This is a genomic window from Buttiauxella cochleicola, from assembly GCF_021282405.1.
GTDB classification, from domain to species: domain Bacteria; phylum Pseudomonadota; class Gammaproteobacteria; order Enterobacterales; family Enterobacteriaceae; genus Buttiauxella; species Buttiauxella massiliensis.
In genome coordinates this window covers 261,375-280,475 of the sequence record NZ_JAJSOU010000004.1, presented here as the reverse complement: position 1 = coordinate 280,475, position 19,101 = coordinate 261,375, and the positions used below count along the sequence as shown (strand labels likewise).

The following is a 19,101-nucleotide window of genomic DNA, read 5'->3' as shown; positions in this document are numbered from 1 at the left end:
ATTTGAGGAGAACGGAATGGAAATTCAACGTGATGAACCGGTAGCAGGTGAAGTCGATCCCTTTAAGGGCGACCCGAATTTTATGGCATCCCTGGCTCGTGGATTAGAAGTAATTCAGGCATTCACTCCACAGCGGCGACAAATGTCTATTTCGCAAATTAGCCAGAAGACCGGGATCCCTCGCGCTGCGGTGCGACGCTGTTTGTACACTCTGGGCAAGCTTGGTTTTGTCTACGCCGAAGACGGAAAATACTACCAATTACGCCCGCGAATTTTATCGCTGGGCCACGCTTATCTGGCCTCTACGCCACTGGCGAAATCCACGCAACCGGTGCTCAAACATCTGAGTGAAATGCTCAACGAGTCCTGTTCAATCGCAACGCTGGATGGCGACGATATTCTGTATATCGCCCGCGCTTCCAGCTCACGCATCATGACCATTGATTTGGATATCGGCAGCCGCCTCCCCGCGTGGTCAACGTCCATGGGGCGCGTGTTGCTGAGTTATTTGCCGGAAGAACAACTCAATGATTTCCTGGCGCGGATTACGATGATTCGTTATACGCCGCAGACGGTGGATTCGGTCAGTAAGCTTCGCGAGGAGTTGAAGCGTGTGCGCCAGCAGGGCTACGCGCTTAACGATCAGGAGCTGGAGATGGGGCTGCGTTCGATTGCTGTTCCACTGGTGAATCCTGAAGGAACGGTGGTTGCCGCACTCAACGTTGGCGTTCATGCCGGGCAGGTTTCCGCCCAGGAATTGCTTAACCGTGTACTGCCTAAGTTGCAGGAAGCAGCGCAGGAATTGTCGTTGTTGTTGAAGGCAGATTAACGGCTGCGTTTAGCGTGGCGCTCCCAGTTCTCGGCTTTCGCCTGCTCGGATTTTTTGAGCGCCACGTAACACGCCCCGCAGCCACCGTGATGCGGCATGGCGCTGCAAAACGCCTGCACTTCTTCAAATTCCACCAGCCAACGAGCGAGATAACTGCGCACGATATTGGCATGTGATTTGTCTTCACGCCCTTTGCCATGAACGATCAGCAAATTACGCAAACCGTCTTTTTTGGCTTCCTGAATATAGGCAAAAAGCATCTGACGGCACTTTTCAACCGGCTGGCGAATCAGGTTCAGGCTTGCTTCTTGTTTGTATTTGCCATGTCGCAGTTTATCCAGTACGCCGGTTTGTAGCCCTTCACGCTTAAATTCCAGCGGTGCGGCGAGCGGAATAATTTCCAGAAAACCGGTGGTGAGGAAGTTATCTAATTGAAGCGTGTCGGGCTTTTGCACCACTTTCTCTTTGACCGGTTTTAACCACTGGCTGCTGTTGCAATCTTTCAGCGGTTTCACGTCTTCCATCGCGTCGAGAAACAGCGATTTTTCGTCAAGGTTCATGGGCAAAATCCTCCAGGCTTTATTCAGGAGTCACTATAGCCGCCGATGTGCCGTGGCTCAACGGCATTCGCGGCGAAATTGATTGATAAGCGCGGTGGTTAACGGAGCCTGGGTCACATCACGCCGCTGAATCAAATAGTAAGTGGCGTTCGGTAGCGTTTCGACGATTTTGATTTGTTTGAGTCGGTGCGCCAACAACGGGTCATCGCCTAGTTCGGCGGGCAAAATACTGAGGAAATCACTTTGTGCCACCAGGCTGATGCAGGCCGAAAAGGTTTCGCAGAACACGCTGACATTGGGAATTTCTGAGCGCTTATGGAATAACTCTTCCAGTTGTTTGTAGTAACTGCCGCGTGGCGTTGGCAGCGTCCAGTTGTAGTGCAGGAGTTCTTTTATTGATGTGGCGTTAATTGCCGGATGATCCTCGCGACCAAAGATGGCGAACGGTTTTTCAAACAGCCGTTCAAAGGTAAATTCCTGGTCGTAGGGTCCCTGATAATAGGTGTTGATGGTGAAATCCAGTTCTCCCTGGCGCAGCGAGTTGATCATCGACACCAGTTGCCCTTCCATAATGCGCACTTTCACTTGCGGGTGTTTTTGATGAAACGCGGTGATAACCGGCGGCATTAATGTGCGGGAAACACTCGCCCCCAAACCGATATTGATTTGCCCCGCAAGTTGCCCCTGACGCTGCAAAATATCTTCCTGTGCGGCGCGTAACTCTTCGAGAATCAAGCGTGCGTGAGAGTAAAAACTTTCACCGCATTCGGTCAACGCCACGCCCTGGCTGCGCCGGATAAACAGACGTGCCGACATCCCTTCTTCTAATTCTTTTATCGATTTTGTGAGCGCGGGCTGCGAAATATTTAACGCCCGGCTGGCTCCGCGAATGCTGCCATTTTGCGTCACCGCCACGAACGCGCGGATTTGATGGAGCTTAACCTGGAAGGTCACATTACCTCCTGATAACCATTAGCTATCAGCCGAAAGATTTTAGCATCTACTGTAATTCAAACTCTTGTGCCAGGGTAATCCCATGACGGCGAAAACTACCAAATATCGCTGAGCGATAAGTAAAAACTATCACAGCGTGAAGTTGATCACAGAAGATGCTTATACAGGATGGGTTATGTCGCAATTAGAACTGGCAGTACATGAACTGGCTCCGCGCATGCAGCACTGGCGGCGTGATTTTCACCATTTTGCCGAGTCTGGCTGGCTGGAGTTTCGCACCGCCACGCTGGTTGCTGAGACGCTACATCAATTAGGTTATCAGCTGGCGTTAGGTCGTGATGTGATTGATGACGCAGCGCGCATGGGGCTGCCATCGGCTGAAGTACTGGCACGTGAAGAACAACGTGCGCTGGAACAAGGCGCATTACCGCAATGGCTCCACCATTTTTCCGGCGGATTTACCGGGGTTGTAGCCACTCTGGAAACCGGTCGTCCCGGCCCGACGCTGGCGTTTCGCGTGGATATGGACGCGCTGGATTTAGGTGAGCTGCTCCAGCCTGCGCACCGCCCGTTTGCCGAAGGTTTTGCGTCTTGCAATACCGGAATGATGCACGCCTGCGGCCATGACGGACACACGGCGATTGGCCTCGGGCTGGCCACCGTTTTGCAGCAGTTTTCCAGCCAGTTAAACGGCACTATCAAACTCATTTTCCAGCCTGCCGAAGAAGGTACTCGTGGCGCTCGCGCCATGGTGGCAGCTGGTGCGCTCGATAACATCGACTACTTTACGGCGATTCACATCGGCACTGGCATCCCTTCCGGCACCGTGGTGTGCGGTAGCGATAACTTTATGGCAACCACCAAGTTTGATGTGGAATTTACCGGTGTCGCGGCACACGCGGGCGGCAAGCCGGAAGAAGGCCGTAACGCCCTGCTCGCCGCCGCGCAAACCGCACTGGCTTTGCACAGCATCGCGCCGCACAGTGCGGGCGCATCACGCGTTAACGTCGGCGTTTTGCAGGCTGGCAGCGGGCGCAACGTGGTTCCCGCGCAGGCTTTATTGAAAGTGGAAACTCGTGGCGAAACCAGCGCAATCAATGACTATGTGTTTGACCGGGCACAGGAAATCATTCGCGGCGTGGCAACGATGTATGGCATCGAAGCTGACGTGAAGTTAATGGGTGCCGCGACCAGCAGCGTGCCATCGCCAGAATGGGTGGCATTTATCCACCAACAGGCGTTAGAGGTGAATGGCGTAAAAGAAGTGGTCGACACCGTAAAAGGCGCAGCAGGTTCCGAAGATGCGACGTTGATGATGGCGCGCGTGCAGGAACAAGGCGGCAAAGCCTCTTACATGGTGTTCGGCACCGAATTGAGCGCCGGTCATCACAATGAGAAGTTTGATTTTGATGAAAACGTGATGGAAGTTGCCGTGAATACCATGGCACGCCTCGCACTTAATTTCCCGTGGCCGCGAGGTGTGTGATGAGTTCGATTTATCAGTTTGTCGATGATGCGATTGAAGCAAAACGCGGCGAGTTTACCACGATCGCCGATGATATCTGGGATCACCCGGAAACCCGTTTTGAAGAGCACTGGTCTGCGGAACGCCTGGCCTGCGCGCTGGAAGCAGAGGGTTTCAGTGTTGAGCGCAATGCCGGGAATATCGAAACTGCGTTTGTGGCGAGTTTTGGTTCCGGTAAACCCGTTATCGCCCTGCTCGGCGAATACGATGCGCTGGCGGGATTAAGCCAGTGTTCAGGCGAAGCATCACCAAATCCGCTGGTTGAAGATGCTAACGGACACGGTTGCGGTCACAATTTACTGGGTACGGCGGCCTTTGCAGGCGCGGTAGCGGTGAAGAACTGGCTTGAACAATATGGCGCTGGCGGAACAGTACGATTTTACGGCTGCCCTGGCGAGGAAGGCGGTTCCGGCAAAACGTTTATGGTGCGCGAAGGGTTATTTGACGATGTTGACGCGGCCGTGACCTGGCACCCGGAAGCCTATGCCGGGATGTTCAGTACCAGTTCGCTGGCGAACATTCAGGTGGCGTATCGCTTCCACGGAATTGCGGCACATGCCGCAAACTCACCGCATCTCGGGCGTAGCGCATTAGATGCGGTGACGCTGATGACCACCGGCACTAACTTCCTCAACGAGCACATCATCGAAAAAGCGCGTGTGCATTACGCCATTACGAATACCGGAGGGATTTCGCCGAATGTGGTGCAGGCGCAGGCCGAAGTATTGTATTTGATTCGTGCCCCGGAAATGGCCCAGGCACAGCATATTTATGAGCGCATCAATAAAATCGCCGAAGGTGCGGCGCTGATGACCGAAACTTCGGTGAAAATTCGTTTTGATAAAGCCTGTTCCAATTATCTGCCCAATCGCAAGCTTGAAGGCGTGATGTACGAGGCTTTACAAGCACTTGGCTTGCCACAATGGAGCGAAGAAGAACTGGCATTCGCCAAACGAATTCGCGCTACGTTCACCGAAAATGACCTGCAAAACAGCTTAAACAACATTGCTAACACCTCCAATGAAGAGGGAAAAATGTTTGCGCGTCGCCATCGTGAAACGTTGTTGATTAACGAAATTGCGCCCTATGCCCCAAATGACAAAATTTTGCCGGGTTCCACGGACGTTGGCGATGTGAGTTGGAAGGTGCCAGTCGCACAATGCTTTAGCCCGTGCTTTACCGTCGGCACCCCGCTGCACACCTGGCAATTAGTGAGCCAGGGACGCACGTCGATTGCCCATAAAGGGATGTTACATGCGGGTAAAGTGATGGCGGCAACCGCTCTGCAATTGTTTGCAAATCCGAAGATATTGGAAGGCTGCCAAAGCGAGTTGCACGCACAACTCGCCGAACGCCCTTATCAGTGCCCGATCCCGGAAGGCGTGACACCGTCACCTTTAAAATAATTATATAAAACACAATATCGCAACTTCACCCGAGGTAAGCCCATGAGTATGTCCTCCATACCCACGCACTCCGGCTCTGGCAAGCTGTACAGCCTTGTAGAAAAAATTGGCAATAAAGTGCCCCATCCTTTTTTGCTGTTTGTTTATTTGATTGTTGTTTTGTCTGTGAGCACTGCGGTGCTTTCTGCTTTCAACGTCAGTGTTCGTAACCCCGCTGACGGCAGCATGGTGCAGGTCAAAAACTTGCTGAGCGCAGATGGTGTGCACTGGTTTTTGCCAAACGTGATTAAGAACTTCAGCGGGTTTGCGCCGTTAGGAGCGATTCTGGCTTTGGTTTTAGGGGCGGGCCTGGCGGAGCGCGTCGGGTTGTTACCGAGTTTGATGGTGAAAATGGCGTCCCATGTGAGTGCACGTTACGCCAGTTATATGGTGCTGTTTATCGCCTTCTTCAGCCATATTTCTTCAGATGCCGCGCTGGTGATTATGCCGCCGATGGGGGCGCTGATCTTCCTGGCGGTGGGTCGCCATCCGGTAGCCGGATTGCTGGCAGCCATTGCGGGCGTGGGCTGCGGGTTTACCGCGAATTTACTGATCGTGACAACCGATGTGCTGCTTTCGGGCATTAGCACCGAAGCCGCGCATACCATCGATCCCGCGATGCACGTTAGCGTGATTGATAATTGGTATTTTATGGCGACCTCGGTGTTGGTTCTGTCGATTGTCGGCGGCCTGATCACCGATAAAATCGTCGAGCCGCGCCTGGGGAAATGGCAAGGTGAAAACAAAGAAAAACTGCAACAACTTGATGATGTACAACGCTTTGGATTACGCGTCACCGGGATTGTGTCGCTGTTGTTTATTGCAGTTATCGCCCTGCTTTTAATTCCGGAAAACAGTTTGCTGCGTGATCCGGTGAAAGGCACGATTATCCCATCGCCATTTATTAGCGGAATTGTGCCGCTGATTATTCTGTTCTTCTTCGTCATCTCTCTGGCCTATGGCATTGCGACCGGGAAAATCCGTAAACAGGCTGATTTGCCGCAGCTCATGATTGAGCCGATGAAGGAGATGGCCGGTTTTATCGTGATGGTGTTCCCGTTGGCGCAATTTGTGGCGATGTTCAACTGGAGCAATATGGGCAAGTTTATGGCGGTCGGGCTGACCGATGTGCTGGAAGGCTCCGGGCTAAACGGTATTCCGGCTTTCCTGGGTCTGGCATTGCTTTCGTCGTTCCTGTGTATGTTTATCGCCAGCGGTTCGGCTATCTGGTCGATTCTGGCACCGATTTTCGTGCCGATGTTTATGATGCTGGGCTTCCACCCCGCGTTCGCGCAAATTCTGTTCCGCGTGGCAGACTCTTCGGTTATCCCGCTGGCACCGGTTTCGCCGTTTATTCCATTATTCTTAGGCTTCCTGCAACGTTATAAACCCGATGCCAAATTAGGGACTTATTACTCTTTAGTATTACCTTATCCCCTCATCTTTTTGGGTGTCTGGTTGCTGCTATTGGTGGCGTGGTATCTTGTTGGCTTGCCGATTGGGCCGGGAGTTTACCCGCATCTTTAATTAACCGGAGCGAACAATGCTGACATTGCTGGAAGACAAGATCGTTACACCATTAGGGCCGTTATGGGTCATTTGCGACGAGCAGTACCATTTGCGTGCGGTGGAATGGGAAGAACATAGCGACAGAATGGTGCAACTACTGGGTCTTCATTATGGCTCTGGCGGCTATCAACGTGTGGCTTGCACGAATCCAGATGGATTAAGCGGCAAGCTGCGCGATTATTTTGAGGGTGATTTAGCGGTGATTGAAACGCTCCCTACCGCGACGGCGGGAACGGCATTTCAGCGCGAAGTATGGCAAACGTTGCGCACAATCCCTTGCGGGCAAATCATGCATTACGGGCAGTTAGCAGACCAACTTGGCAGGCCGGGTGCAGCGCGTGCAGTGGGTGCTGCAAATGGTTCAAACCCGGTCAGCGTGGTGGTTCCATGTCATCGAGTGATTGGCCGTAATGGCACAATGACGGGTTATGCGGGAGGCGTAAGCAGGAAAGAGTGGTTACTGCGGCATGAAGGATATTTGTTGCTGTAGCACCCTAAGCGCAGAGGAATGTTCTTTATTCACACAATAATAATATGGATTAATATACAGTTCTATTAATTTCAATAGGATAGCTCTATAACCACAAGGTTATTAGCTGATATATTCTGAATGCGCTTTCATCATACTTACGTGCTCAAGAAAAAGATGTTAAAATTGACCAATATCAATAACGGCCCGAGCATATCTATGATCCCTGAAAAGCGAATTATTCGACGCATTCAGTCTGGCGGTTGTGCTATCCATTGCCAGGATTGCAGCATCAGCCAATTATGCATCCCCTTCACGCTCAATGAACATGAGCTTGATCAGCTTGATAATATCATCGAGCGTAAGAAGCCTATTCAGAAAGGACAAACCCTGTTTAAGGCTGGTGATGAGCTGAAGTCGCTGTACGCAATTCGTTCAGGGACCATCAAGAGCTACACCATTACTGAGCAAGGTGACGAGCAAATTACCGGCTTCCATTTAGCAGGCGATCTTGTGGGCTTTGACGCTATTGGCACGGGTATGCACCCAAGCTTTGCGCAAGCACTTGAAACCTCAATGGTTTGCGAAATCCCATTTGAAACCCTTGATGATTTGTCGGGTAAAATGCCAAATCTGCGCCAGCAGATGATGCGTTTGATGAGCGGCGAAATTAAGGGTGACCAGGATATGATCTTGCTGCTTTCCAAAAAGAATGCAGAAGAGCGTCTGGCCGCATTTATCTACAATCTTTCACGTCGCTTTGCCCAGCGCGGCTTCTCCCCTCGGGAATTCCGTCTGACCATGACTCGTGGCGATATCGGTAACTATCTTGGGCTGACGGTGGAAACCATTAGTCGCCTGTTAGGCCGTTTCCAGAAAAGTGGCATGCTGGCGGTGAAAGGTAAGTACATTACCATCGAAAATATCGATCTTCTTGCACAACTCGCTGGTCAATCGCGTAACGTCGCCTAGTATCTGCTTTCCTATGTGGGATCATAAAATTTTCCTGATTTATTGATCCCACAGAGACTTATCACCTGTTTCATTCATCGCATATGGGTTAATCTTAATTTACAGACTGTGGTTAATCAGTTGTAAGGAGACCTGTATGGCAAAGTATCAAAACATGCTAGTCGCTATAGATCCTAATCAGGACGATCAACCCGCCCTGCGGCGTGCTGTTTATTTGCATCAACGGATTGGTGGCAGGATCAAAGCATTTCTGCCTATCTATGATTTTTCCTACGAAATGACCACCCTTCTGTCACCAGATGAACGCACAGCTATGCGCAAAGGCGTGATTAGCCAGCGTGCGGCCTGGATAAAAGAACAAGCCCAGTACTACATCGATTCGGGTGTACCGATTGAGATTAAAGTGGTTTGGCATAATCGTCCCTTCGAGGCGATTATTCAGGAAGTGATCAGCGGTGGTCATGACCTGGTGCTCAAAATGACGCATCAGCACGATAAACTGGAAGCGGTAATTTTCACACCAACCGACTGGCATCTGCTGCGTAAGTGCCCAAGCCCGGTATGGATGGTTAATGAAAAACCGTGGCCTGAAGGCGGCCGAGCGGTCGTTGCGGTCAACCTTGCCAGTGAAGAGCAATACCACAACGCGCTCAATGAAAAGCTGGTTAAAGAGACTATTCGCCTGGCCGAGGATGTTAACCACACTGAAGTTCACCTCGTTGGTGCTTATCCAATTACTCCAATTAACATCGCCATCGAACTCCCTGATTTTGATCCAAGCGTTTATAACGATGCCATTCGCGGCCAGCATTTAGTTGCGATGAAAGCGTTACGCCAAAAATTTGGAATCGATGAGAAAATGACTCACGTCGAGAAAGGATTACCGGAAGAGGTTATTCCTGATCTCGCGGAACATTTGCAAGCGGGTATTGTGGTGCTCGGCACTGTAGGACGCACCGGTCTTTCTGCTGCATTCCTTGGCAATACTGCCGAACAAGTTATCGACCATTTGCGCTGCGATTTGCTGGTCATCAAACCTGATGATTACCAAACACCGGTAGAAATGGATGATGAAGAAGACGATTGATTTGTCGTTCAATCGGTAAAGAAAAGCCCGTTCATTAATATGAACGGGCTTTTTGTTGGGTGGCGTGCTGAATCTCATACCAGATACCCATGTGTGGCGGGAAAAGTTCATTCCCGCCACTGACCTCAAAACTTCACGATTGCGACTTGTGACAAGCTAAGAATGCCGCCATCTCAATGCCTCCTTTTCGATAGTGAAATTCACACAGTGAATCTTTCACCAGAAAAATAATCATGAGAATTGTCAAACAGATAACGATAACGGTGAACAACCTGTTCTTTGACGACATCTTCGCCTCCTGCGTTGCAAACACAAAGTGAAGAGGCTACTATCATGGTGTCTATGCATGAGAGGGCCTCGGGTTGGTTTAACTAACTCGGGGCTTTTTTCTGTCTGCTTTTCACCACTGGCATTGAAGCAAACAGCTTCAGCACCCGGTGATACTTTACTCCTCACACCTTATCTCATCTACATTATTTTTCTATAGATTCAGTCAGTTAAATGTAATATTTCATTCACTTGAGTGATAGACACGCGGAAAAAAACCGCCCCGAAAGGCGGTTATGGTATGCGGCTCGCACTATTATAAAAAAAACTAGAGCGCTTTAAGAATCGCTTCAACGCTGGCTTTGGCATCGCCAAACAGCATTTGAGTATTCTCTTTAAAGAACAGCGGGTTCTGCACACCTGCGTAACCTGTGTTCATTGAACGTTTAAAGACGATTACGTTTTGCGCCTTCCACACTTCCAGCACTGGCATACCAGCGATTGGGCTGCGCGGATCTTCAAGCGCGGCCGGGTTAACGGTGTCATTCGCGCCGATAACCAGAACTGTGTCGGTATCGGTGAAATCATCGTTGATTTCATCCATTTCCAGAACCACATCGTACGGAACACGGGCTTCAGCCAACAGAACGTTCATATGGCCTGGCAAACGCCCAGCAACCGGGTGGATACCGAAGCGAACTTTGATACCACGCGCACGCAGCTTCTCAGTAATCTCTGCCACCGGATATTGCGCCTGCGCAACAGCCATGCCGTACCCTGGAGTGATGATCACAGACGTTGAGTTTTTCAGCATGTCTGCTGTGTCTTCAGCTGTGATTTCACGATGCTCACCGACTTCGTCATCTTCACCAGTAGAAGAACCGTCAGTACCAAAACCACCGGCAATTACGCTGATGAAGGAACGGTTCATTGCCTTACACATGATGTAAGACAGAATCGCACCGGAAGAACCAACCAATGCACCGGTTACAATCAGCAAGTCATTGCTGAGCATAAAACCTGCTGCTGCTGCTGCCCAACCGGAGTAGGAGTTCAGCATTGAGACGACAACTGGCATATCTGCACCACCAATTGACGCAACCAGGTGCCAGCCAACAATCAGTGCGATGATAGTCATCACCAGCAATGCTAATACTTGCAAGCCAACGCTTTCAGTACGCACGAAGATGATGAGCATAGCGAAGGAAACAACCAGCGCCGCGAGGTTCAGTTTATGACGATGTGGCAACATTAACGGTTTAGAGGAAATCTTACCGCGCAGCTTACCAAACGCCACGATGGAGCCCGTGAAGGTCACCGCACCAATAAAGATACCGAGGAAGACTTCCGTTAAGTGGATGTTTTCCATAATCGGCTCAAGGCCAGGAGCATGATCCAGATAGCTGTTAAAGCCAACCAGAACCGCAGCCAGACCCACGAAGCTGTGCAAAATTGCTACCAACTCCGGCATCTCGGTCATTTCTACTTTCTTGGCAAGATGGATACCGATGGCACCACCAATCACCATGGCAACGATAATCCAGACCACGTTGCCAGTTTCTGGCCCGAAGATGGTCGCAACCAATGCGATACCCATACCGGCCATACCGAACAAGTTGCCTTGCTTAGATGTTTCGTGTTTTGACAGCCCCGCCAGGCTGAAAATAAACAGAATAGCGGCAACAATGTATGCTGCTGTAACTAATCCACCAGACATGTGTTACCCCTTAGTTCTTCCGGAACATTTTCAGCATGCGCTGAGTGACGGTGAAACCACCAAAAATATTGATACTGGCAATCAGTACGGCAACAAAGCTCAGGAAGCTAACCCAGCCGCCATGACCAATTTGCAGCAATGCACCCACCACAATAATCCCTGAAATGGCGTTAGTGACCGACATCAGGGGCGTATGTAGAGCGTGTGAAACATTCCATACAACGTAGTAACCAACAACACACGCCAGCGCAAACACGGTGAAGTGGCCGAGGAACTCTTTAGGCGCAACGTCAGCAAGCCAGCCGAACAGAATGATCGCCAACGCCATAAACGCATATTTGCGCCATGGTGAAGCCGGTTTTTTATCTTCGACAGGAACAGCGGCTTTCTTCGCCGCAGCTTGAGGCTGTGCAGAAACCTGAATTGGCGGTGCCGGCCAGGTGACTTCTCCATCACGAATAACCGTCACACCACGAATGACAACATCTTCAAAATCAATCACGGTATTGCCATCTTTCTCTTTGCAGAGCAGTTTCAGCAAGTTAACCAGGTTGGTACCGTAAAGTTGAGAGGATTGCGTTGGTAGGCGTCCTGGCAGATCGGTGTAACCAATAACTTTCACACCGTTTGGCGTTACAGTCACCTGGTCGGCAACGGTATATTCGCAGTTACCACCGTTTTGCGCTGCAAGATCGACAATCACGCTGCCCGCTTGCATGGAGTCAACCATTTCACGGGTGATAAGTTTTGGAGCCGGTTTGCCTGGGATCAACGCCGTAGTAACGATGATGTCGACTTCTTTCGCCTGGGCTGCAAACAACTCCATTTCGGCTTTAATGAAGGCTTCAGACATCACTTTGGCGTAGCCATCACCGCTGCCTGCTTCTTCTTTAAAGTCCAGTTCAAGGAACTCAGCACCCATACTTTGCACTTGTTCTTTAACTTCTGGACGAGTATCGAAGGCGCGCACAATAGCACCAAGGCTGTTAGCTGCACCAATCGCCGCAAGGCCCGCAACACCAGCACCGATGACCATCACTTTCGCCGGTGGTACTTTGCCCGCAGCGGTAATTTGCCCGGTAAAGAAGCGGCCAAATTCATGAGCGGCTTCAACAATTGCGCGATAACCCGCAATGTTAGCCATTGAACTTAGGGCATCGAGCGACTGCGCACGTGAAATACGTGGCACGGAATCCATCGCCATTACGGTGACATTTTTAGCGGCAAGCTTTTCGAGCAACTCAGGATTCTGAGCAGGCCAGATGAAGCTCACCAGCGTGGAACCTTCACGCAATAGCTCAATTTCGCTATCTTGCGGTGCATTCACTTTCAGAACGATGTCAGATTGCCAGACGTCAGCGGTATCCGAAATGGTCGCGCCAACTTGTACAAATGCTTCGTCATCAAAGCTCGCCAGTTTACCCGCGCCGCTTTCGACTGTGACGGTGAAGCCCAGTTTCAGCAATTGCTCCACTGTTTTTGGCGTGGCTGCCACGCGGGATTCGCCCGCCCACCGCTCTTTTGGTACCCCAATACGCATAGTATTCCCTTCCATCTGATTTTTGTTGATGGTTTGTCAGACATTGCCTTGGCAATCGTCAGTTCCGTTACCAGTTCAATTAAAAATACATCTGTAACAAACTATTTATAACCTACTGAAAATAACGCCTGTGATCTAGATCAGGATCTCAGTATTTGTATCATTATCGTAAAAATTTAGCTCCAGAGCCTTAAGACAGCTCTTTTCGACTAATTTTCATCTACAACACCTGATAATACGCTTCATCAGTGCGGCAATTCACGATTCTGCGCCGCTGCAAATTGCACATTTAACATTACATTAACCAATTAAGTTGTAAGCTTTACCACTTTTACTGGTCAAAGCACTCTTTTATGAAGCTATAAATTTTCGTTATGAAAAGTAGCTGAAATCAATAATTGCAGGGTGCGAGATACCGCAGGCAGTTACACGTTGCAACCTACAACCTTAAGCCTGCCAACTTACACAATTTTTTCCACTTTTCATGCCCCTTTCGTCATAGAACACCGAATTTTAAGCCCTTTATCTGAAGCCTCAGTCCGCGATAAAAGCAATGAAACAAACCAATCCTATGCGGAATTAACACACGCCATAAAGTTGCATGAATGATGAGAGAACATTACGATGAACTGATTAAAACACGCGCAATCTACAGACGTCTCAAGCAGCCGCCTTTGATCAACCCCACTTTCAAATAAATTAGCTAATAAAAGCATGACCCTACAGTACCAGTATCCAGAGCATCTTCGTCATACACTTAAAACTCTTCCATCAAGTCCTGGTGTATATATTTTCTACGGTTCGGATCAAAGCTTTCCTCTCTACATCGGGAAAAGCATCAACATTCGTAGTCGTGTTCAGTCGCATTTCAGAACACAATCTGAAGCGAAATTACTGCACATGACCACTCGTATTGAATTTCACCAAACCATTGGTGAAATTGGCGCCCTGTTACTTGAGTCCCAACTCATAAAGAATCACAGCCCACTCTTCAACAAAAGGTTACGAGTGACGAGAAAGCTTTGTTCTCTTCGTATTACTGACCAAACAACACAATTTGTATTCAGCAGCGAAACCGACTTCACAAATGTTAATGGCTTATTTGGGCTGTTTAAAACCAGGCATGCAGCTATAGACCAGTTAAGAGAGTTGGCAGACAAGGAACAACTTTGTTGTGGGGTATTAGGCCTTGAAAAGTTGACTGCTGGCAGGCCGTGTTTCCGTTTCTCGTTGAACAAATGTGCGGGTGCGTGTTGCGGGAAAGAGACTATTGAGCATCACCAGGAACGGCTTAGAAGTTCTCTTGAATCGATAAGAGTCCGGAGTTGGCCATACCCCGGACGCATTGCTATAAAAGAGAAATCAGGAGATCAAACTGAGTACCATATATTGAATAACTGGCTGTATTTGGGAACGGTAAACACTCTGGAGTCAGGTAAAGCAATGGTTACTCCCCCCTCACATTTTGACCGGGACAGTTACAAGATTCTTTGTCGATATGTTTTCCAGAGCGATGCCGTAAAAATCGTTGAGCTAGACTGACTGGCAAATTCTACTGCTCTTTGCTTCATATCTTTGTTGAGATAAACACCGTGCTAACCAAATACGGCATATATACCCTTACTGGGCGGTTTCAGCTGGTACAAATCCTGCTTTTATCGCCGGAGAGATGGGACACGAGAATGCGCAAATGGTATATACGGTCTACTCTGCGTGGATTTCAGGATTAGATGCTGATCAAGTCAGTCTTTTGAATAGCAAGATTGGTAATGCATAAACGGCTACCATGCCCCTATTATGCCCTTTTATCAATAAGTTAACTTGATAACGCAAGCTAAATCAATCAGTTGTAGATTAGCCACTATTTCAATGCAATAATCGGCGGCTAACAGGTAACCCTCAGAGAATGCGGTATTTGTATTCATTTTGCGCAAGGCGAAGGACTATTTTTATGAAGCTCAAGAACACCCTTCTGGCATCAGCACTGATTTCCTTAACGGCGCTGTCTGCTCAGGCGGCAACGGAACTGACACCGGATCAAGCTGCAGCTCTTAAACCATTTGATCGCATTACTATCACTGGTCGTTTCAATTCGATTGGTGACGCTGTCGATGCTGTTTCCCGTCGTGCGGATAAGATCGGCGCCGCATCTTTCTATGTTCAGGGTACAAGTGATGCCAGCAGTAGCGGTAACTGGCGCGTAGTCGCTGATGTGTATCATGCTGATGCCCCTAAAGCCGAAAAGACGTCCAACCGCGTTATTAATGGTGTGACGGAGTTACCGAAAAACCAGGCATATGCTCTTGAACCATTCGATACAGTGACAATTCAGGGCTTTTATCGCAGCCAACCTGAAGTTAATGATGCAATCACTCGTGTAGCTAAAGAAAAAGGTGCGGACTCCTTCTTTATTGTGCGCCAGATTGATGCTAACTCCGGTGGTAACCAACGTATTACCGCTTTCATCTATAAAAAAGATGCCAAGAAACGTGTTCTGCAAAGCGCTGACGTGATTCCTGCTGATTCAGAAGCAGGTAAAGCGGCGCTGGCTGCCGGTGGTGCTGCAGCCGCCAAAGTTGAGATCCCAGGGGTTGCAAGCTCCAGCACACCAAGCTCTGATGTTGGTCGCTTCTTTGAAACACAAACCACTCAAGGCGGGCGTTACACTGTAACGCTACCAGACGGCACTAAAATTCAGGAACTGAACAAAGTGACTGCCGCTCAAATGGTTCCATTTGATAGCGTGAAATTCACTGGCCACTATAGCAGCGGTACTGAAATTTCTTACCAGGTTGCAAAACGTGCGGCCAAGAAAGGTGCGAAGTACTACCACATCACTCGTCAATGGGATGAACGTGGCGGTAACATGACAATTAGCGCTGATTTGTATAAATAAGCGCAGCTTTTGTAGCAAAAAGGGTGGCTCAGCCGCCCTTTTTTTATTTCCCGAGCATTTTATGGCTCATGTCATTGCAAGCAGCGTCTACACTCCGTAAAATTCCGCGCCTTAGTGTTACCCACCATTTTTATGCATAAAAACATGATAATTATTCTGGGTCTTATTTGAATATCACGGGACTGCTATGGAAAAGAAACTTGGCCTCGCCGCATTAACTGCATTGGTATTGAGTTCGATGCTCGGTGCTGGTGTATTTAGCCTGCCGCAAAACATGGCGAGTGTAGCCAGTCCCTCAGCATTACTGATTGGCTGGGCCATTACCGGTGCAGGTATTTTGTTGCTGGCGCTGGCAATGTTGGTGCTAACCCGCCTGCGGCCCGATCTGGACGGCGGAATTTTTACTTACGCTCGCGAAGGTTTTGGCGAACTGATCGGATTCTTCTCCGCATGGGGCTACTGGCTTTGTGCAGTGATCGCCAATGTCTCCTATCTGGTTATTGTTTTCTCCGCACTGAGTTTCTTCACCGATACGCCGGAACTGCGCTTGTTTGGTGATGGGAATACCTGGCAGTCGATTATTGGGGCATCGGTGCTACTGTGGATGGTTCACTTCCTGGTACTTCGCGGCGTGCAAACGGCGGCCAGTATCAATCTGGTTGCCACACTTGCGAAGTTATTGCCGTTAGGTCTGTTTATCGTTCTCGCCGCTTTGGCCTTTAAACTTCGTACCTTCACCCTCGATTTTAGCGGGATTGCGCTAGGTGTTCCCGTTTGGGAACAGGTCAAGAACACCATGCTGATTACCCTTTGGGTATTTATTGGTGTTGAGGGTGCAGTGGTGGTTTCTGCTCGTGCGCGTAATAAAAATGATGTCGGGCGAGCAACACTTCTTGCTGTGACTGCGGCATTAGGCGTGTATCTGCTCGTCACATTGCTTTCGTTGGGGGTAATTGCCCGTCCGGAACTCGCCGGTATGCGCAATCCTTCGATGGCCGGATTAATGGTCGAAATGATGGGCCCTTGGGGTGAAGTTATTATCGCTGCTGGACTTATTGTTTCAGTGTGTGGTGCCTATCTGAGCTGGACTATCATGGCCGCAGAAGTGCCATATCTTGCAGCCACACATAAAGCCTTCCCGAAGATTTTTGCTCGTCAGAACAAGAATAATGCACCGTCTGCTTCGCTGTGGCTTACCAATATTAGTGTCCAGATTTGCCTGGTTTTGATTTGGTTGACGGGCTCAGATTACAACACGCTGCTAACGATCGCTTCAGAGATGATTCTGGTTCCCTACTTCCTGGTCGGTGCCTTTTTGCTAAAAGTGTCGACCCGCCCTCTGCATAAAGCAATTGGCTTTGGGGCATGCATTTATGGCTTATGGCTGTTGTATGCATCAGGCCCCATGCATTTACTGCTTTCGGTGGTATTGTATGCGCCGGGATTATTAGTCTTTATGTATACGCGCAGCACGCATACGCATGACATCAAACTTAATTTCAAGGAAAGATCTGTCATTTTCCTGATGCTGGTGGCTGCGTTTCCTGCAACATGGGTACTGGTGAAGTAAATCACCAGAAAACAACAGTAAGGAGTCGTCGATGGAGATAACATCATCCGCCCGTCCCATTTTGATTACTGGTGCCGGTAAACGAATTGGCCTGGCACTGGCGCGACACTTCCTGGCTCAAAAGCAACCCGTCATTATCAGCTACCGTACGCGTTATCCGGCGGTAGATGAGCTAGAACAGGCAGGGGCAACTTGCCTGTTCGCAGATTTCTCAACTAACCAGGGTATTGAGCAATTTGCCCTGAACGTCACACAGTGTTGCGACGGCCTGCGTGCCATTCTGCACAATGCCAGTGCCTGGCTTCCCGAGCCCTCTCACTCGTCACCCGCTCAGACCCTGGCTGAAATGCTACAAATTCACGTTAACACCCCCTATCTTCTCAATCATCTTCTCGAGCCGCTGTTGCGTGGAGGTGGGCATTCCAGTGCCGATATCATTCATTTCACCGATTACGTTGTAGAACGTGGAAGCGATAAGCACATTGCCTATGCAGCCAGCAAAGCTGCGCTTGATAATATGACTCGCTCGTTTGCCCGCAAACTGGCACCTGAAGTCAAAGTGAATGCCATTGCGCCAGCAATGATCATGTTCAATGAGCATGACGACAGCGAGTACCGAAAAGCAGCATTGAATAAATCGTTGATGAAAATAGTGCCTGGTGAACAAGAAATAGTTGGGTTAGTAAATTATCTGTTGAACAGCAGCTACGTGACAGGCCGCACCCATTGCGTAGATGGCGGCCGCCCACTTAGATAATTTTGTTTACCCTCGATTTATGGCATTAAAACCTATTGCAGTGTATGTTTTCTTTTTGATCCAATGTATCGGGCTATGAGCAAAATCGTATACGTAGAAGACGATCCTGAAGTAGGAGCGTTAATCGCCGCTTATCTCGGCAAACATGACATTGACGTTATTGTTGAAAGCCGTGGTGATTGCGCTGAAGCAACAATTCAGCAGCAGCGCCCTGACCTTGTGTTGCTTGATGTCATGCTCCCCGGCAAAGATGGTATGACATTGTGCCGTGACTTGCGTCCTCAGTGGGATGGCCCGATTGTGCTGCTTACCTCTCTGGACAGCGATATGAACCACATATTGTCACTGGAGATGGGCGCTAACGACTATATCCTCAAAACCACGCCTCCAGCCGTTCTTCTTGCGCGCTTACGCTTGCATTTACGCCAACGCGTTTCTGCGCAACATACTGTCGAAAGTAGCCCTACAGCGCTCAAACCTCACAAAGCTATGCGCTTTGGTGCGTTGTGTATTGACCCGGTCAATCGTCAAGTCACCCTTGGTTCAGAGAACATCACACTTTCCACTGCTGATTTCGATCTACTTTGGGAACTGGCGACTCACGCGGGGCAAATTATGGATCGCGATGCATTGCTTAAAAATTTGCGTGGGGTGACCTACGACGGTCTGGATCGTAGCGTTGACGTCGCTATTTCACGCCTGAGAAAGAAACTCTACGACAGCGCTACTGAGCCATTTCGTATCAAAACGGTGCGTAATAAAGGCTATTTATTCGCCCCACATGCCTGGGAAAGCGAAGTTTAGGTGCTCAATATTTCATTTGCTTAATACTATAAGTAACCGTTCATTTAATGAGCGGTTACTTTGATTCAACGACTTCCTTTCGAAATCCCTCCTCATATATTTCACAGCCTCACCCGACTAGTTTTAATTGTGTAAACTTA

At 49.4% G+C, this 19,101-nt stretch carries 17 protein-coding genes; 12 read left to right on the top strand and 5 right to left on the bottom strand.

What is annotated here, in order from left to right; translation table 11 throughout:
• The first annotated feature begins 16 nt into the window (after nt 1-16).
• On the top strand, nt 17-829 hold the full coding sequence (locus LVQ79_RS07575; RefSeq protein ID WP_232864470.1) for an IclR family transcriptional regulator domain-containing protein: 813 nt from the start codon (nt 17-19) through the stop codon (nt 827-829).
• On the opposite strand, the gene smrA is transcribed toward LVQ79_RS07575, so the two are convergent.
• Together smrA and LVQ79_RS07565 are read right to left on the bottom strand one after the other, a co-directional pair.
• Nucleotides 826-1,389, bottom strand: a complete 564-nt coding sequence (gene smrA, locus LVQ79_RS07570) for a DNA endonuclease SmrA (protein WP_232864469.1) — start codon at nt 1,387-1,389, stop codon at nt 826-828. The genes LVQ79_RS07575 and smrA overlap by 4 nt on opposite strands.
• Before the next feature lie 57 nt (nt 1,390-1,446).
• Complete coding sequence (locus tag LVQ79_RS07565) at nt 1,447-2,343, bottom strand: LysR family transcriptional regulator (protein ID WP_232864468.1); 897 nt, start codon at nt 2,341-2,343, stop codon at nt 1,447-1,449.
• 175 nt (nt 2,344-2,518) lie between these two features.
• Between LVQ79_RS07565 and LVQ79_RS07560 the strand changes: the two genes are divergently transcribed.
• From LVQ79_RS07560 to uspE, 6 genes are all read left to right on the top strand, one after another.
• On the top strand, nt 2,519-3,829 hold the full coding sequence (locus tag LVQ79_RS07560) for a M20 family metallo-hydrolase (RefSeq protein WP_232864467.1): 1,311 nt from the start codon (nt 2,519-2,521) through the stop codon (nt 3,827-3,829).
• Nucleotides 3,829-5,274 (top strand): M20 family metallopeptidase, encoded by a 1,446-nt coding sequence (locus tag LVQ79_RS07555; RefSeq protein ID WP_232864466.1) that lies wholly within the window; start codon nt 3,829-3,831, stop codon nt 5,272-5,274. Before LVQ79_RS07560 ends, LVQ79_RS07555 begins: the two co-directional genes overlap by 1 nt.
• 42 nt (nt 5,275-5,316) lie before the next feature.
• Nucleotides 5,317-6,840, top strand: a complete 1,524-nt coding sequence (gene abgT, locus LVQ79_RS07550) for a p-aminobenzoyl-glutamate transporter (protein ID WP_232864465.1) — start codon at nt 5,317-5,319, stop codon at nt 6,838-6,840.
• A 16-nt stretch (nt 6,841-6,856) separates the two neighbouring features.
• Nucleotides 6,857-7,372, top strand: coding sequence for a methylated-DNA--[protein]-cysteine S-methyltransferase (gene ogt / locus LVQ79_RS07545; protein WP_232864464.1), 516 nt, complete (start codon nt 6,857-6,859; stop codon nt 7,370-7,372).
• A gap of 198 nt (nt 7,373-7,570) precedes the next feature.
• Nucleotides 7,571-8,323 (top strand): fumarate/nitrate reduction transcriptional regulator Fnr, encoded by a 753-nt coding sequence (fnr, locus tag LVQ79_RS07540; protein WP_134183258.1) that lies wholly within the window; start codon nt 7,571-7,573, stop codon nt 8,321-8,323.
• Nucleotides 8,324-8,459: 136 nt separating this feature from the next.
• Nucleotides 8,460-9,410 (top strand): universal stress protein UspE, encoded by a 951-nt coding sequence (gene uspE / locus LVQ79_RS07535; RefSeq protein WP_064554050.1) that lies wholly within the window; start codon nt 8,460-8,462, stop codon nt 9,408-9,410.
• Between the two features lie 133 nt (nt 9,411-9,543).
• Here uspE and LVQ79_RS07530 read toward each other — a convergent pair whose 3' ends face one another.
• The 3 genes from LVQ79_RS07530 to pntA all read right to left on the bottom strand — a co-directional run bounded on the left by LVQ79_RS07530 (nt 9,544) and on the right by pntA (nt 12,934).
• On the bottom strand, nt 9,544-9,699 hold the full coding sequence (locus tag LVQ79_RS07530) for a Hok/Gef family protein (protein WP_151993337.1): 156 nt from the start codon (nt 9,697-9,699) through the stop codon (nt 9,544-9,546).
• A 306-nt stretch (nt 9,700-10,005) separates the two neighbouring features.
• Nucleotides 10,006-11,394: a Re/Si-specific NAD(P)(+) transhydrogenase subunit beta gene (gene pntB / locus LVQ79_RS07525; protein WP_064518602.1), complete on the bottom strand. Its 1,389-nt coding sequence runs from the start codon at nt 11,392-11,394 to the stop codon at nt 10,006-10,008.
• 10 nt (nt 11,395-11,404) lie between these two features.
• Nucleotides 11,405-12,934 carry a Re/Si-specific NAD(P)(+) transhydrogenase subunit alpha gene (gene pntA / locus LVQ79_RS07520; RefSeq protein ID WP_151993336.1) on the bottom strand — a complete coding sequence of 510 codons (1,530 nt, stop codon included), beginning with the start codon at nt 12,932-12,934 and terminating at the stop codon, nt 11,405-11,407.
• A gap of 714 nt (nt 12,935-13,648) precedes the next feature.
• Here pntA and cho point away from each other — a divergent pair.
• The 5 genes from cho (at nt 13,649) to rstA (ending at nt 18,961) form a co-directional block, all read left to right on the top strand.
• Complete coding sequence (cho, locus tag LVQ79_RS07515) at nt 13,649-14,476, top strand: excinuclease Cho (RefSeq protein ID WP_151993335.1); 828 nt, start codon at nt 13,649-13,651, stop codon at nt 14,474-14,476.
• Nucleotides 14,477-14,885: 409 nt separating this feature from the next.
• Nucleotides 14,886-15,830 carry a DUF1471 family protein YdgH gene (gene ydgH, locus LVQ79_RS07510; RefSeq protein ID WP_232864463.1) on the top strand — a complete coding sequence of 315 codons (945 nt, stop codon included), beginning with the start codon at nt 14,886-14,888 and terminating at the stop codon, nt 15,828-15,830.
• Between the two features lie 187 nt (nt 15,831-16,017).
• Nucleotides 16,018-17,400 (top strand): amino acid permease, encoded by a 1,383-nt coding sequence (locus tag LVQ79_RS07505; protein WP_064518598.1) that lies wholly within the window; start codon nt 16,018-16,020, stop codon nt 17,398-17,400.
• Between the two features lie 31 nt (nt 17,401-17,431).
• Nucleotides 17,432-18,157 (top strand): dihydromonapterin reductase, encoded by a 726-nt coding sequence (gene folM / locus LVQ79_RS07500; RefSeq protein ID WP_232864462.1) that lies wholly within the window; start codon nt 17,432-17,434, stop codon nt 18,155-18,157.
• Between the two features lie 75 nt (nt 18,158-18,232).
• A complete protein-coding gene (rstA, locus tag LVQ79_RS07495) occupies nt 18,233-18,961 on the top strand; it encodes a two-component system response regulator RstA (protein WP_151993332.1) in 729 nt (242 codons plus the stop codon).
• The last annotated feature ends 140 nt before the right edge of the window (nt 18,962-19,101 follow it).

Coding starts and splice junctions, on each gene's coding strand:
- LVQ79_RS07505 (WP_064518598.1), top strand. CDS start 16,018: ATGGAAAAGAAACTTGGCCTCGCCGCATTAACTGCATTGGTATTGAGT.
- abgT (WP_232864465.1), top strand. CDS start 5,317: ATGAGTATGTCCTCCATACCCACGCACTCCGGCTCTGGCAAGCTGTAC.
- smrA (WP_232864469.1), bottom strand. CDS start 1,389: ATGAACCTTGACGAAAAATCGCTGTTTCTCGACGCGATGGAAGACGTG.
- folM (WP_232864462.1), top strand. CDS start 17,432: ATGGAGATAACATCATCCGCCCGTCCCATTTTGATTACTGGTGCCGGT.
- cho (WP_151993335.1), top strand. CDS start 13,649: ATGACCCTACAGTACCAGTATCCAGAGCATCTTCGTCATACACTTAAA.
- ydgH (WP_232864463.1), top strand. CDS start 14,886: ATGAAGCTCAAGAACACCCTTCTGGCATCAGCACTGATTTCCTTAACG.
- ogt (WP_232864464.1), top strand. CDS start 6,857: ATGCTGACATTGCTGGAAGACAAGATCGTTACACCATTAGGGCCGTTA.
- uspE (WP_064554050.1), top strand. CDS start 8,460: ATGGCAAAGTATCAAAACATGCTAGTCGCTATAGATCCTAATCAGGAC.
- LVQ79_RS07530 (WP_151993337.1), bottom strand. CDS start 9,699: ATGTCGTCAAAGAACAGGTTGTTCACCGTTATCGTTATCTGTTTGACA.
- fnr (WP_134183258.1), top strand. CDS start 7,571: ATGATCCCTGAAAAGCGAATTATTCGACGCATTCAGTCTGGCGGTTGT.
- LVQ79_RS07560 (WP_232864467.1), top strand. CDS start 2,519: ATGTCGCAATTAGAACTGGCAGTACATGAACTGGCTCCGCGCATGCAG.
- LVQ79_RS07575 (WP_232864470.1), top strand. CDS start 17: ATGGAAATTCAACGTGATGAACCGGTAGCAGGTGAAGTCGATCCCTTT.
- pntA (WP_151993336.1), bottom strand. CDS start 12,934: ATGCGTATTGGGGTACCAAAAGAGCGGTGGGCGGGCGAATCCCGCGTG.
- LVQ79_RS07555 (WP_232864466.1), top strand. CDS start 3,829: ATGAGTTCGATTTATCAGTTTGTCGATGATGCGATTGAAGCAAAACGC.
- pntB (WP_064518602.1), bottom strand. CDS start 11,394: ATGTCTGGTGGATTAGTTACAGCAGCATACATTGTTGCCGCTATTCTG.
- rstA (WP_151993332.1), top strand. CDS start 18,233: ATGAGCAAAATCGTATACGTAGAAGACGATCCTGAAGTAGGAGCGTTA.